The organism is Myxococcus qinghaiensis, from assembly GCF_024198215.1.
GTDB classification, from domain to species: domain Bacteria; phylum Myxococcota; class Myxococcia; order Myxococcales; family Myxococcaceae; genus Myxococcus; species Myxococcus qinghaiensis.
This window is the reverse complement of record NZ_JAKCFA010000002.1, coordinates 295,612-309,653: the sequence shown is the minus strand read 5'-3', so window position 1 is coordinate 309,653 and position 14,042 is coordinate 295,612. Positions and strand designations below refer to the sequence as shown.

The window sequence follows — 14,042 nt, the reverse complement described above, 5'->3', positions numbered from 1 at the left end:
CGCTGTGGGTGGGGCGGCTCAGAAGGTCCGGTAGCAGAACTGCCCCGGGTTTCCCTGGGTGCAGTCCTCGGGGCAGCTCTGCGTCGTTTCACCAGGGCAGCACGCCCTGTTCCCGCAGTACTCGCCGCGAGGGCAATCCGCCGGACAGCGCAGTCGCTCGATGGGCTCGCAGACCCCATCGCCACAGACGGCGAGCTCGGACTCCGACGTGGCGAGCGCCTCGTCCGCCCCGGGGTCCTCCATCGTACCCGCACCACATCCCACGACGAGCCCCACCGTCAGGGCCACTACGACACGCCAAGCCGCCTTCATCGGAACGCTCCTTTGCCAGGTCCGCACGCATGAGGAATGCGCGCGAAAGGCTAGCAGGGTTCGCGGACTGAGCGACGGGGGGCCGCATCAACGCGTTGTCGCGGCATTGCCTGGCGGATGCAGTACCCGCGTGGGAGGGCGTGAGGTCTCAGTGGCTCGAGCTCGCGGGGGGCGGCATGGACGGAGCGGTGCGCTTCCACGCATCGAGTTCCTGCACGCGGCCAAGCCAGGCCCGGAGGTTCGCATACTCCCCGAGAGGCAGTCGCGCCGGTCCGGCGAGGGCGAACGCCGCGGCCAACGAGAAGTCCGCGAGCGTCAGCCGTTCCTGTGAGACCCACGTCCTGCCCGCGAGATGCTCATCCAGGACGCGCGCGTGCTGCGCGAAGAGCGCCTCGCCCCGGGCGACCTCGGTGGGGTTCGGCGGCCCACGGCCTGATACCGCCTTCACGAAGTTCTCGAAGACCAGGATGGTGCATGCCTGCGCCATGTGCCCTGAGCACCAGAAGAGCCAGCGAGTCACGTCAGCGCGCCCCCGCGCCTCCGTGGGGAGCAGGGTTTGTCCCGGCGTCAGCTCGGCCAGGTACTGCATGATGGCGCGCGACTCCCAGAGCAGGAAGCCATCGTCATCGAGCACCGGAACGAGCCCGTTGGGATTGCGGCCCAGGTGCGGCGTCGCGCGCTGCTCGCCTTGTGGCAGGTCCACCACGACGCGCTCCAGAGGTACGTCGAGGTGGGTAGCGACGAGCAGGACTCGTCGCGAGTTTCCAGACAGGGGGTGGAAGTAGAGCTTCATGAAGCGTTCTCCTGGACCGCGCGGATGAGGGGTGAACCTGCGCGTCCAGGGTGACAGCGGCCTGTCAGGTATGTTCGGGCCTCAGTTACAGGGGACCGGTGGGTCGACGACGACGGCCATTCCCTTCAGCCGTCCGCGGCGACTGATGGAATCTCAACAACCACGCCCCTGCCGGCGAGACAGCCCGAGGAGTCCGAACAACGCCAGCGCCCAGGGGAGGGTGGCGGTTCCACTCGTGCAACCGCAACCACTGTCATCGGACGGCGGCTCCGGGGGTGGAGCGCCAGCGTCCGGCGCTGACGAGCCCGCGTCCGACTCTGGCGCGCCCGCGTCCGGCTGGGGCGTCCCCGTCACGGTGATGTTGAAGGAACACGTGCCTTCGTTGCCCGCGGCATCCCTGGCGGTGAAGGTCACCTCGGTGATTCCACCCGGGAAGCTCGCCCCCGACTCGTGACTGGAGTCGAGCGTGAGCACCGCTCCCGAGTCATCATAGGCCGTCGCGTCCTCGAAGCTGACCTCGGCCCCTCCCACCCCTGTTGCCGGCACCTCCCGAGGGAGCGGACAGCTCACGCGCGGCGCGAATGTGTCGGGGATGAGGCCCGCCAGCTTGAAGATCGCCATGCCCTGGCCGGAGTCGGCATGGACGTAGAGCGTCGAGCCCACCATCGTGGGCTGGTTGGGATTCGAGCCCCGCGCCCCTTCAATCATCTCCGCGAGGAGGGTCGGGGTCCCCGTCGGCGAGTCCAGCCGCCACAGCTCGCGGCCCGTCGCGGGGCCGAGCGCCGTGAACACCAGCGGGCCCTCGGGGGAGGCCAACAGGAGCGCATTGGGATGGGACGAGTCGATGCCGGGCATCAGGTCCGCGACGCGCACCGTGCCTGCTTCCGTTCCATCCGTGCGCCACAGCTCCCGTCCACCCTGAGAATCCGCGCCCGCGAAGAACAGGGCGTCTCCCCAGGCAACGAAGTCCGTGTTTTCAATCCCATACGCGCCGGCCCGCCGCAACGTCGCCGCTTGGAGCGACACGGTTCCGGCCTCGGTGCCGTCCGTCTTCCAGAGTGTCGTTGCCCCCTCCGCTCCCGTCGCCCAGAAGTAGACGTGGTCCTTCCAGGCGAAGAGCTGCTCGGGCGAAGCATCCAGCGGCCCCGGCCGCAGGTCCGCCACGCGCACGGTGCCGTCGGAGGTGCCGTCGGACTTCCACAGCTCACGCCCCGCCTCCTCGTCCGTGGCGGAGAAGAACGTCAGAGAGCCCAGGCCCGTGAACCCTCGCGGAGACGAACTGAAGCCGCCGTTGAGGTCCTTGAGGAGTTTCGTGGAGCCGAGCTCGCCAGTCGTCGTCCACGGCTCCTCACTCCGCCTGCTGCTGAACCAGAGCCTTCCATTCACATACGCCCCCTCGTAGACCTCCGGGGGCGCATCCGAGAGCTGAAAGGCGCCCGCCTGCGTTCCGTCCGCCCGCCAGAGATCTCGCCCCAGCAGGAAGACCTTGTCCCCGGCGGGGACGAGGCGGGTCACCGAGGTAGGGCCGCCCGACACGGGGTGGATGCCCTGGTCGCTCGAGTCCGTGGCCAGGAGCCCCGAAGCCGTGGAGAGGAGCACCTGCCCCTGGAGGGGCGCCATCCGGATCCAGTTGTTGAGGCTGTTGGTGGGCGAGTGCAGGTCCCGGACGGGGAGGGAGCCGTCCATCCGCACCAGCTTCTGTTGCCCCACGCCATGCGCCGTCACGAAGAGCCGCTCCTCGACCGAGAGCAGCTCGATCGCCCTGCCCATGCCCCGGCGAGGCGTCAGATCGGCCACGAGGTGCGTGCCCTCTTGCGTGCCGTCCGACACGTAGAGCTCCAGTCCCAGCGGGCCCTGGGTGCCGGAGAACAGCAGCTTGTCTCCTAGGCTCACCCAGTCCCGATTCGCGTCGACGGCGATGAAGCCCTCCAATGTCGTGAGCGGCTGCAACAGCAGACCTGTTCCGGCCTGGGTGCCATCCGTCTTCCACAGTCCACCCGGGCCACTCCCCACACCGCCATGGAAGAAAAGGGAGTTCCCGGCGGCGAGCAGCGAGGAGCGCATCCCGAAGCCTTGAAGGGGCTCCGCGCTCCAGAAGACCTCGCTGCCTCCCACCGTGCCAGTCGAAGACCAGAGCCCACAGTTCACGTACTCCGGTGAGCACCCCTGGAAGACGAGCTTCCCCGCGAGGACTCGCGGCCTGCCCGGAGCCGAGCTCGCCGTGCCGGGAACCAGGTCGAGAATCGCCGTGCCTTCCGCCGTTCCGTCGGTCCGACACAGCTCATGGCCGGTGACGTCGCTCCGGCACGGGAAGAAGGCCACGCCGTCCAGGAGGGTGGGGGATTGCGCGAGCCCCGTCCCCGCCGGCTCCGCGGTGTCGCCCAACGACGCGGTGTCGCTGAGCAGCTCGGTCCCTACCGCGCTCCCGTCGCTTACATACAGGCGACGTGGGCTCCCGGTGGCCCCCAGGCTCGCCGAGAAGAGCACCTTGTCCGCGACGGCTCCCAGGATTCGGGGGGCTCCACTCCCGGCTCCGGGGACGAGGTCGACGGCCACCGTTGTGCCCTCGGGCGTGCCGTCCGTCACACACAGCTCCACGCCCGAGGACTCGGATTCGCATGCGAAGAAGGACCGGCTGCCCACCTCCTGGGCCGGCGTCACGGAGAAGTCCTTCAACGCGACCTGGGCGAGCTCGCGCGTCCCCTGCACGGTGCCGTCCGAGCGATAGAGCCGCTTCCCCAAGGAGAAGTAGAGCGCGCCTCCGAAGGCGACCGGCGGCGGCAGCGGCTCGGGGAAGTCCAGGTTGCCGACAAGGCGGGTGCCCTCGGGCGTGCCGTCCGTCGTCCACAGTCCCTCCGGGCCCCGCCACCAGGCCTGCTTCCCCACCACGGCGAGTCGCGGTGGCGACTGCCAGCCGTAGTTGTCGATTCCGAACGGCTCCTCTCGCCACGCGACGGTCCGCAGCATCCGCGTTCCCTCCGGAGTGCCGTCGGACCGGTAGAGGGTTCGCGAGTTCTCGCCGAAGAAGAGCACGTACCCGTCCATGGCGGTCAGCGCCCTGGGGCCGGTGTGGGCGACCACGGTGTACGGCGTCATGTCCGCCATCCGCACCGGCGTCACCAGGGCCTGGGCACCCGCGACGACGGGCGCCTGCGCTGTCTCCGGCGCGGCGGGCTCCCTTCCAGTGCAGCCGGGAAGGACACCCAAGAGACCCAGCAACCACCACCGACCCACCACGGGCGCTGTCTGAAAGTTCATATCACCTGATACGGGAGCGGGACGGCGTCCGGGTCGGATGCCCGTGCGCCGGACGAGGGAGCGTCGCGAACTCTACCGTGAGGGGACGGGCCCTGTTACACATCCCCGGCCTTCCCCCAGGAGTCCCATGGCCCCCTCACTCTTCGACGACCACGGCTACCAGGACGTCCCCAACCGCGAGTCGGGCATCAACCTCTCCGCGGCGGATGACCGGACCCTTCGCATGGCCATGCCGCCCGTGGACGGTGCCCTGCTCGACGCCCTGGTGCGCTACCAGGAGGCCTTCCTGGCCCACGTCGGCTCGGACCGGGGGGCGGAGAACCTGGCCCGTGCCCACGCCCTGGCCCAGACGGCCTCAGGCCTGGAGGCCCGGGCGCTGGAGCAGGGAATCGCCATGCTGCGCGCCTTCGGCGGCCGCCGGTGGACCGCCCGGAAGCTGGACGACAAGCTGCGTCAACTCGAGGCAGCCCCGGGGGCCTCGGAGGCGTCGGCGGAGGATCTGCGCACCCGCGTCCGGGACGAGCTGGGCAAGCAGGAGCGGGAGACGGTGGCCCTGGGCCGCCGCTATGGCGAGGCCGCCCTGGCGCTCCTCCGGGAACGCGAAGCCTCCCTCCTGGACCTCCACACCCGGATGACCGGCCTGCTCAGCCAGGGATGACCGCCGCCCCCGGTTCGGTTGATTTCCGTGCCCGGCCGTCGCATAAGGGCACGTTCTTGCTCAGAGAATCCCAATGAAGCGCTACTTCATCCACACCTTCGGCTGCCAGATGAACGTCAACGACTCGCTCCGCATGAGCGAGGTGCTGGCGAAGATGTCCTACGAGCCGACGCCGGTGCCGGAAAACGCGGACCTCATCATCCTCAACACCTGCTCCATCCGCGAGAAGGCCGAGGACAAGATGCTGTCCGCGCTGGGCCGCTACAAGCCGGTGAAGGCCAGTCGCGGCGCGCTCATCGGCGTGGGCGGCTGCGTGGCCCAGCAGGAGAAGGACCGCCTCATCAAGAAGGTGCCGTACCTGGACTTCGTCTTCGGTCCCGACAACATCGCCCGCCTGCCGGACATCATCGGCCGCGTGGAGGCGGAGCGGGAGCGCGTCGTCGAGACGGCCTTCGTGGACTCGGAGGAGTACGTCTTCCCGCGCGCGGACCCGGAGACGTCCCGCGGCAAGGTCACCGAGTTCGTCACGGTGATGAAGGGCTGCGACAACGTCTGCTCGTTCTGCATCGTCCCGCACACGCGCGGTCGTGAAGTGAGCCGCGCCTTCCCGGAGGTCCTCCTGGAGGTGGACTCGCTGGCGAAGGTCGGCGTGCGCGAGGTGACGCTCATCGGCCAGAACGTGAACTCGTACCTGGGCGGCGTGTCCTTCGCCCAGCTGCTGCTGCGCACCGCCGAGGTGCCGGGCATCGAGCGCGTGCGCTTCACCACCAGCCACCCGCATGACCTGTCCGACGAGCTGATTGAAGCGTTCCGCGTCCAGCCCAAGATCGCGCCGCACTTCCACCTGCCCGTGCAGTGCGGGAGCGACCGCATCCTGAAGATGATGCGCCGCGACTACACCGTGGTGCAGTACATGGAGCGGCTCAACAAGCTGCGCGAGGCACGGCCGGGCATCGCCGTCACCACCGACATCATCGTGGGCTTCCCCGGGGAGACCGAGGAGGACTTCGAGATGACGATGAAGCTGACCGAGGAGGTCCGCTTCGACAACCAGTTCTCCTTCATCTACAGCCCCCGCCCCAAGACGGGTGCGGCGCTGCGCGAGAAGGACTGGGGCCCCGTGCCGCACGAGGTGAAGATCGCCCGGCTGGAGCGCCTGCAGAAGCTGCAGCGGCGCATCAGCGCGGAGACGACCGCGGCCCTCGTCGACTCGGTGGTGGAGGTGATGGTGGAGGGCCACTCGCGCTACGACGCCGCCAAGCGCTTCGGCCGCACGCCGGAGAACCGCACCGTCAACTTCGAGGGCGACGCGCCCACCGGCTCTTTCGTGACGGTGAAGGTGGACCGCTCCACGCCCAACCAGCTCTCCGGCAAGCAGCTCGCGGTGCTGCAGCTGCCCACGGTGGAGCCGCTGCCCGTGGCGCCGCCCGCCTCGCCGTTCCACGTCGTCGCGGAGGCCTGAGGGCTGTCGCGAGAAGAGGTCGTCACCATGGCCCTGAGAGCGTTTCGCGGGGCATCCCCCCGCATCCACCCGAGCTGCTTCGTGGACGACTCCGCCCAGGTGGTGGGCGACGTGGAGCTGGGGGAGGGGTCCTCCATCTGGCTCAACACGGTGCTGCGCGGCGACGTGAATCCCATCCGCGTGGGCCAGCGCACCAACCTCCAGGACCTGTCCCTGGTCCACGTCACCGGAGGCAGGTCGAGCACCCGCATCGGTGACGACGTGACGGTGGGGCATCACGTGGTGCTGCACGGCTGTACCGTGGGCAACCGCGTGCTCGTCGGCATGGGCTCCATCCTCCTGGACGAGGTGGAAGTAGGGGATGACTGCATCATCGGCGCGGGGACGCTGCTGACGCCCGGGACGAAGGTGCCTCCCGGCTCCATGGTGATGGGCTCACCCGGCAAGGTGAAGCGGCCCCTCACCGAGGCGGAGCGCGACTTCCTCCTGATGTCGGCCCACCACTACGTGGAGCTGGCCAACGAGTACCGCGCCAGCCGCTGACTCGCAGGCCCTCGCGCGCCGTGTTAGGACCCGCCCCATGGCTCTCGTGCCTGCGAACACCCTCAAGGCGTGCCCCCTCTTCAAGGGCTTCACCGACACCGGCATCCAGATCTTCGCGGGCGTGGCGGTGCCCCGGGCCTTCCCGAAGGGCACCGCGCTCTTCACCGAGGGCAAGACGGGGGAGTCGCTCCTCATCGTCGGCGAGGGCACGGTGCGCCTGAGCGCCAGGAACCCCTCGGGCGAGGACGTGTCGCTGGGCGAAGTGGGCACCGGCGAGCCCCTGGGAGAGCTGGCGCTGGTGCAGAAGGGCGAGCGGCTGTGCACCGCCACCGCCGTCACGGACGTCTCCGCGCTGGAGATTCGCGCCTCGGACTTCCAGAAGCTCCTGGCCACCAAGCCCCAGGCCTGCGTGAAGCTGCTGATGGGCATTGTCGGCTTCTTCGGCCAGAAGGCCCGGGACAACCGGGACATGATTCGGACGCTCATCGGAAAGGCTCCGGCCGCCTGAGAGGCCCGTGGTAGCGTGGGGCCCGGTATGCGCGCCCCCCACCTGGCCGTCCTCCTGCTGCTCGGGGTCCACGCGTCGGCCCCCGTGTATGCGGGGTCGACCGCCCAGGGTTCCGTCGCCTCCGAGGACGACTGGTTCGCCAACCAGTACACCCCGGGCGGTGTGGAAGTGCGCGCGGATGTTCGCGTCTTCACCCTGTTCGCCCTGCTGAATCGCGCGGGCTACGACGCGGGCCCCCTGGAGCGGGCCCACCCCGTCCCCACCTACCGATACGGGCGGGCGCGCACCCTGGTCCGCGAGCGGCTGGCGTCGGCGCCCCCGGAAGTGCTCCAGGCGGCGCGGGCCTTCTTCGCCGCGCACCCGGAGCCGGTGGAGGTCTACCTGGCGCGCCTCCTCGGTGGACCCGACGTTCCAGGTCCCGCAGGGGAGCTGGTGGGACTGGAGGCGCTGCTGGCCCGGGCGGAGCGCGAGTGGCCCATGGCCGCGCTCCGGGCGGAGACGCTGCTCGACTTCCGGACAGAACAGCGCGCCTGGCTGCCCCTGCTGGATGCCCCCTTCCAACAAGCGGCCCGACTTCTGGGCCTACGGGAAGGTGAGCCGGCCCCTCGGGTGGTGGTTAATCTGCTCGAATCCGAGGGAAGCGTCCGAGCGGTGGATACGGGGCATGGGTGGGTGATTGTGGTGGGGCCTGCGACCCGGGCGCCCCAGGCCGAGCCCGTGGTGAGAGCGCTGGCGCGGGGGCTGTTGTCCGCGCGCCTGGCGGGTCGCCTGGGTGCTCGCTGGCCGGGCGGAGCGGCGGCGCTGAAGGACGCGCGGGCGAAGGGGGCGGGTGAGGGGACGGTCGACGACTACGGGGTGGCGCTCTTGAGTCGGGCGCTGGCCCTGACGGCGACGGGGGCACCGGCGGGGGCGTACGAGGACGCCAGTCGCGAGGGGTACTTCGGATTGCAGACCCTCTCGCGGAGTTTTGAGGACACGCGCCCGGTTGATGTGTGGGCGCTGGATGGGCTGGCTCGGGCGGTGACCTGGCAAGCCCCTCGGAAGTGAACGGACGGGACAACGCGTGCAAGACCTTCTCACCCAACTGCTTGGCGACTCACAGGGCTTCATCGCCTACGCCACCGTGTTCGGCATCCTCGTGGCCTGTGGCCTGGGGGTTCCGTTGCCGGAGGACATCTCGCTCATCCTGGGCGGCTTCCTGGCGCACAAGGGCGCGGCGAGCCTTCCGGTGATGATGGTGGTGGGCTTCGCCGGCATCCTCGTGGGTGACAGCCTCATCTTCTTCGCCGGCCGTCGGCTGGGCGGGAAGCTGGGGCGCGGCAGCGACGGCAAGGGCGGAGGCTTCTTCGCGCGCATCGTCACGCCGGAGAAGCGCGCCCGGGTGGAAGGGCTCTTCACGCGCCACGGACAGAAGATTGTCTGCATCGCGCGCTTCATGCCGGGCGTGCGCGCGGTGACGTACTTCACCGCGGGCTCGGTGGGCATGCCCTACTGGCGGTTCATCTTCTGGGATGGGCTGGCGGCGCTCCTGTCCGCGCCTGTCTTCGTGTGGCTCGGCTTCCACTTCGGTGGCGAGCTGGACATGCTCATCTCCAAGTTCAAGGAAGGCCAGTACGCCGTCATGGGCGTGCTCGCGGTGGCCGCCATCGGCTACTTCCTGTGGCGCCGCAGCCGCGCGGCGGCGAAGAAGGCCCAGGCCAGCAGTGAGGCCGCCTTCACGCCCGTGTCGACTCCGTCGAACTTCTCCGAGGAGCCCTCCGCCGAGTCGTCCGCGCCTCGCAACAACGTGAAGGGCGGCTCCGAGCCCCTGTTCAAGGTGAGCTCCACCTCCTCCGAGAAGTCGCCAGTGACGGGCTCCTCGCGCGAGCTGATGAAGCACTGACGGGAGTCGCGTGACGCATCCGTCACGCGGGCCTGTTTCTCATTTGAGCTCATAGGGGCCGCGAGGCTCCTTGTGTGTGGCAGGCGGGTTCGAAGGGGCTGGCGACGCGGTGCGGCGGCTGTTAGTCCCTCGCGCGCGTTCAGCGCGGCGGACCATGTCAGACACGACTGTGCAGGGCCCCACCCGGATGGGGTTGTTTCGGCTGACCTGGCCGATCTTCCTGGAGCTCCTCCTCTTCATGGCGATGGGCACGGCGGACACGCTGATGCTCAGCGGTGTGTCCGACGACGCGGTCTCCGCGGTGGGCGTCGTCAATCAATACCTGTTCATCTGCATCCTCATCATGGAGGTGGTGAGCAACGGCGCCTCCGTCGTGGTGTCCCAGTACCTGGGCGCGCGTCGCTCGGCGGAGGCCGCGCGCATCTCCGCGGTGGCCATCACCTTGAACCTGCTGCTCGGCGTGACGGTCAGCGCGGGGCTGCTGCTGTTCGGGGATGCGCTGCTGTCGCGGATGAACCTGCACGGAGTCGTGCTGGAGCACGCGCGGACGTACATGGGAATCGCCGGAGGGTTCATCTTCCTCCAGGCGCTCATCAACGTCTGCTCCAGCCTGATTCGCACCTATGGCTTCACGCGCGAGTCGATGTTCATCGCGCTGGGGATGAACGCGCTGCACGTGGGCGGCAATGCGCTGCTCATCTTCGGGCTGCTCGGGGCGCCCCGGCTGGAAGTGGCTGGCGCGGCCCTCTCCACGGTGGGCAGTCGCGCGGTGGCGCTCGTCGTGTTCGCCTGGCTCTTGTACCGGGTGATGGACGTGAAGATGCGCGCGCGGGACTACGTGACGTTCAACCGGGACACGCTCCGGAAGATTTTTCGAGTGGGCGTTCCCTCCGCCGTGGAGCAGGGGACGTACCAGTCCTGCCAGGCGGTGTTCCTCTACTACGTGACGTTCCTGGGGCCCACGGCGCTGGCCTCGCGGCAGTACGCGAATGCGATTTCGCAGTACATCTTCCTGTTCAGTCTCGCCGTCGGCATGGGCACGGCCATCATCGTGGGCCGGCTGGTGGGCGCGGGGCAGGCGGATGAGGCCTACCGTCGGGTGCTCCAGAGTTTGAAGTGGGCCGTGGCCATCACCGTCGTCGTGGACGTGGTGGCCATCCTGGTCCGCGCGCCGCTGGTGGGGTTGTTCACCCAGGACGGGGACATCGTCCGGCTGACCTCGCAGGTCATCGTGCTGGGGCTTTTGCTGGAGACGGGGCGCTCCTTCAACCTGGTGCTGGTGAACGCGCTGCGGTCCGCGGGGGATGCCCCGTTCACGGTGTACATGGGCTTTCTGTCCATGGTCTCCATGAGCCTGCCCCTGGGCTATGTGCTGGTGTTCAAGCTGAACCTGGGGCTCGCCGGTGTATGGCTGGCCGTGGCCGCCGATGAGTGGCTGCGGGGCATCTCCATGTGGATTCGGTGGAAGAGCAGGGCGTGGGAGCAGAAGTCCCTGGTCGACCCGGTGGAGACAGCCGCCGTGGCGGCTGTCGTGAGTGCGTAGGATCCGAGGGATCAATGAGGCTTTGGGCAGCCTTGCGGCAAGTTTTTTGACAGCCACGGGCTTCGCCTCTCCATAACGGTAGCGTGAGCGCACAGGCCTACTCACTCCTGCGGGCTTCGGGGGAATGAGTGGCGGCTCGAATCCCGGAGGCCAGACCACCGAGTCACCTCGAATGCCGACGATGTACGGCAGTCCTCGTCGCGTGAGTTCCTCTCGGAACTTGACGTCGTTTCCATATCCGAAGGCTGCGAGGAACAACCGCTGCTTCACTCCCCAGCTCAACGCATGCCCAATCAGCGCCAGGGCGATGTCTCGTCTCGTCTGAAATGCCACGTCCTCTCCGCTGGCATGTACAGCTGCGTTCCGAGATAGCCGCTGTCCTTCTCACCCAACAGATGCAAGCTGACGGCGACCTGGCAGTTGCCGATGCGGCCCAACGTGCCTGAGTACTGCCGCGCCCACGGAGTGCTTGCCCTTTTCGGAAAGCCATCCTTGCTTAGCCAAGCGCACTTACTTGTTCGCTTGTTTTCTTTTCCAGCGCTTCTTTAGCCTTTTTAATGAATTCCTCAAGCATCGGGGCGTTTAAGTGCGATGCGACGATTCTCCTGATTCGCTCCTGACTGACCGATGGAGGCTGCCTTCTGAGCAGGCGCTGCTCGACCATCTGGAATACAGCGGGTGCTGGAACTTCTGCTGGCTCCGGCGGAAGAGGCCCCAGCTCGGCTTCGAACTCGGGGTCAGTAAATAGGCTGAGTAGGTCAACAAGGCAAAATGTGCTTGGACGCAAAAACACACAAGGGATTCCCTGTAGGTTTTCGATGAGTTTGTCGCGAGGCGAACGTCCTTTCCAGTCATCATCGAGTATAAACATGGCTGGGGATGAGGTGCGGACTAGTGTTTGCACCAGCCGCGGCGAGAGATAGGACGCGCCGAGTGAAACTATGGAAACGTCGGAAAAGCCGAGTAGGCTAGCGAGGGACTTATCTTCGACAAGGCGGTCGAAAAACAGCTCATCATACTTTCCTTCCACAAACATCGTCAGCGTGGCGCTTGGCGAGGCAGCGGGGGCTGGAGCGGGTGCGGATTGTCTTTCGCTTGACTGCAGTTTCGTTTCAACCGCCTTGTCGATCTGCTTATAGTGCGATGTTATTCCATTGATGCGGCGCACTCGCCGGAAAAGAGGAATCCAGTCATTGAGGCTCCCCCAGATCACGGGAATGGTGGAGTTAGGCGTATTGTAGTGAAAAACAATCAGGGATCCGATGTTGCCGTATCCGAGCCCTGACTTGGCGCATGTGTTGCCATAGTAGCTGAGCCTTGAGAGCAACTGCTGTCGTTTATCATGGGGTACTCCCTCGTAGAACTTTGAGTCCAGGGATGTGACAGTGTCGGCAGGTGTATACTCAAGAGCCGAAAATGTGTGCGCTTTGGTTTGGTTTTCGACTTTGATGATTCCGTCTTGAAAGCCGCATACGGAAAGTACGAAGATATTTTTGACTCCAAGCGGCGTGACTTTCTCTGCGAGTTCGTTTATCTCGTTTGTGGCTTGATTGCCGGTTGATATGATGTCGTCGACTAGGACGATGTTGTCAATTCTCCCTTGTTCGAGATAGTGCTGAGATTCTGGACCTATGAAATTTTCTTCCGAGAGTTCATTGATGAGTCGAAAGTGGTAGCTCACCATGGAGCCACTTTTGCCGGCGTTCCCAATTCCGGCGAATAGAGTATTGTTGCTGGTTATTCTGGCGTTTTTCTCGACAGCTTTACGCATCAGCTTGCTGTATGCGATTGCAAGGGCGTTGTTTATATCCTCTTGGCCTATGATGTTGAGGTTGCGAATGATCCTGAGGGCCAGATTGTGATCGGGAGAGTCGAACTGGAGAATCCACTTGATGACGCTGTCGAAGTCGATTCTGACTGGCCAATTGTCAATGATTGCGCTGACCTCATCGAGGTCACTCTTGATTGAGTGTGGGAATTTCATATTGGAACAAAGTGCTTAAGTGGGGATGTGTTGGTCGGATTCAATGTGATTCTTCATGCTCGCCGCTGAGACATTGGGAATAGCAACTTACGCAATCGATCTTCCACTTGAGAGAGGTGAGTGGCGTAGTTCTCAAAGTGCTCATCTGAGCGCATCCAGTTGGCAAGATCGCCTTTAGTGCGATATAGATGCGCTCGGCTCAGGGAGTGGGCCATTTCTCCCAGCGTGGCTGCCGTTTCGGAGTCCACATAGAGCAGCGCATCGAGGCGGGCTCGTTGAAATTCCGCGAACGCCTCAGTAAACCCAGTGAGAAGATCTTGAGGGGGCTTGGACTGTCGAGCAGGACTTGTCAGCCTCTGAGTCCAAATCCCGGCCTGCCGCATGGCTTTCTGAAGAATGTCGATCCTCATTTCGCGAACCGAGCCATATTGCGGCAGTTGAATATGGTCTTGGGGTTGTGAGCGCGGTTTGGTTTCAGGATCCCAGTTCTCGACAGCGTAATAGAGACGATTTCGGTAAAACTTTACCTCCTCTTGGGTGAGGCCCTTGCTTTGACTTGCTTGGCTATCAAGCTGGTCGTGGTGCTCCAGGCAAAGAAATGCGAGATTGTCTTCCTTGTGGTTCGCGCGATTGCCGTCGATATGCGCGATTTGACCTTGCTTGGCGGTCAACTCTTTTTTGAGTCCAAAACAGAGAGCGCAGTTGCGAGCGCTCTTCGTGAGGACCGAAGTTATGATGGATTTGGGGATTGGTTTGCGAATTTGTTTGCGTGGCGACATGCTTGTGATTTCGGTAATCCGAAGAGCATTGTGTTGAGTCAGTCCCCTGTGTGGCTGAGAATACGGCATGGCGTTGCCCTTCTCAATTCTCCGTACCTCATCACCTGTCTCCCATGTCAATTGGGTTCGCTCCCAATTCATGCACGGCGCGCCTAGCTCGTCAATAGTATGTTCATTGAGTAGATTGCGTGACGGGTCCGCGCTCCGAAAGGGTCACGTTGGTGCGCGATGCTCGACCGGACTGCTGATGAGCGGGTATTGAGCTGAATCATCCAGGTGTTGTTGATCTGGTGTCGGTCTCTAGAGCTGGTCTCGAAATT

12 protein-coding genes and 1 pseudogene are annotated in these 14,042 nt (G+C 65.5%); 7 read left to right on the top strand and 6 right to left on the bottom strand.

Annotation, left to right across the window (positions count from 1 at the left end; all coding sequences use genetic code 11):
• Positions 1-18: 18 nt before the first annotated feature.
• The 3 genes from LZ199_RS03760 to LZ199_RS03750 form a co-directional block, all read right to left on the bottom strand.
• Positions 19-312, bottom strand: a complete 294-nt coding sequence (locus LZ199_RS03760) for a hypothetical protein (protein ID WP_253992253.1) — start codon at positions 310-312, stop codon at positions 19-21.
• Positions 313-460: 148 nt separating this feature from the next.
• Positions 461-1,105 (bottom strand): glutathione S-transferase family protein, encoded by a 645-nt coding sequence (locus LZ199_RS03755; RefSeq protein WP_253992252.1) that lies wholly within the window; start codon positions 1,103-1,105, stop codon positions 461-463.
• Between the two features lie 153 nt (positions 1,106-1,258).
• Entirely contained in the window at positions 1,259-4,363 is a 3,105-nt protein-coding gene (locus tag LZ199_RS03750) for an HYR domain-containing protein (protein ID WP_253992251.1), read from the bottom strand.
• A gap of 127 nt (positions 4,364-4,490) precedes the next feature.
• Here LZ199_RS03750 and LZ199_RS03745 point away from each other — a divergent pair, with 127 nt between their 5' ends.
• The 7 genes from LZ199_RS03745 to LZ199_RS03715 all read left to right on the top strand — a co-directional run bounded on the left by LZ199_RS03745 (position 4,491) and on the right by LZ199_RS03715 (position 10,959).
• A complete protein-coding gene (locus tag LZ199_RS03745; protein WP_253992250.1) occupies positions 4,491-5,021 on the top strand; it encodes a hypothetical protein in 531 nt (176 codons plus the stop codon).
• Between the two features lie 73 nt (positions 5,022-5,094).
• A complete protein-coding gene (gene miaB, locus LZ199_RS03740) occupies positions 5,095-6,483 on the top strand; it encodes a tRNA (N6-isopentenyl adenosine(37)-C2)-methylthiotransferase MiaB (RefSeq protein WP_253992249.1) in 1,389 nt (462 codons plus the stop codon).
• Positions 6,484-6,510: 27 nt separating this feature from the next.
• On the top strand, positions 6,511-7,026 hold the full coding sequence (locus tag LZ199_RS03735) for a gamma carbonic anhydrase family protein (RefSeq protein WP_253992248.1): 516 nt from the start codon (positions 6,511-6,513) through the stop codon (positions 7,024-7,026).
• 37 nt (positions 7,027-7,063) lie between these two features.
• Positions 7,064-7,534 carry a cyclic nucleotide-binding domain-containing protein gene (locus LZ199_RS03730; RefSeq protein WP_253992247.1) on the top strand — a complete coding sequence of 157 codons (471 nt, stop codon included), beginning with the start codon at positions 7,064-7,066 and terminating at the stop codon, positions 7,532-7,534.
• 27 nt (positions 7,535-7,561) lie between these two features.
• A complete protein-coding gene (locus LZ199_RS46450) occupies positions 7,562-8,581 on the top strand; it encodes a hypothetical protein (protein WP_267145137.1) in 1,020 nt (339 codons plus the stop codon).
• Positions 8,582-8,597: 16 nt separating this feature from the next.
• Positions 8,598-9,416, top strand: a complete 819-nt coding sequence (locus LZ199_RS03720; RefSeq protein ID WP_253992246.1) for a DedA family protein — start codon at positions 8,598-8,600, stop codon at positions 9,414-9,416.
• Between the two features lie 154 nt (positions 9,417-9,570).
• Positions 9,571-10,959: an MATE family efflux transporter gene (locus LZ199_RS03715; RefSeq protein ID WP_253992245.1), complete on the top strand. Its 1,389-nt coding sequence runs from the start codon at positions 9,571-9,573 to the stop codon at positions 10,957-10,959.
• A gap of 42 nt (positions 10,960-11,001) precedes the next feature.
• Here the strand turns inward: LZ199_RS03715 and LZ199_RS46920 are convergent.
• From LZ199_RS46920 to LZ199_RS03705, 3 genes and pseudogenes are all read right to left on the bottom strand, one after another.
• A pseudogene (locus LZ199_RS46920) lies at positions 11,002-11,432 on the bottom strand (transposase); the annotation flags it as partial.
• Between the two features lie 23 nt (positions 11,433-11,455).
• A complete protein-coding gene (locus tag LZ199_RS03710) occupies positions 11,456-12,943 on the bottom strand; it encodes a phosphoribosyltransferase-like protein (protein ID WP_253992244.1) in 1,488 nt (495 codons plus the stop codon).
• A gap of 53 nt (positions 12,944-12,996) precedes the next feature.
• On the bottom strand, positions 12,997-13,863 hold the full coding sequence (locus LZ199_RS03705) for a hypothetical protein (protein WP_253992243.1): 867 nt from the start codon (positions 13,861-13,863) through the stop codon (positions 12,997-12,999).
• Positions 13,864-14,042 lie beyond the last annotated feature (179 nt).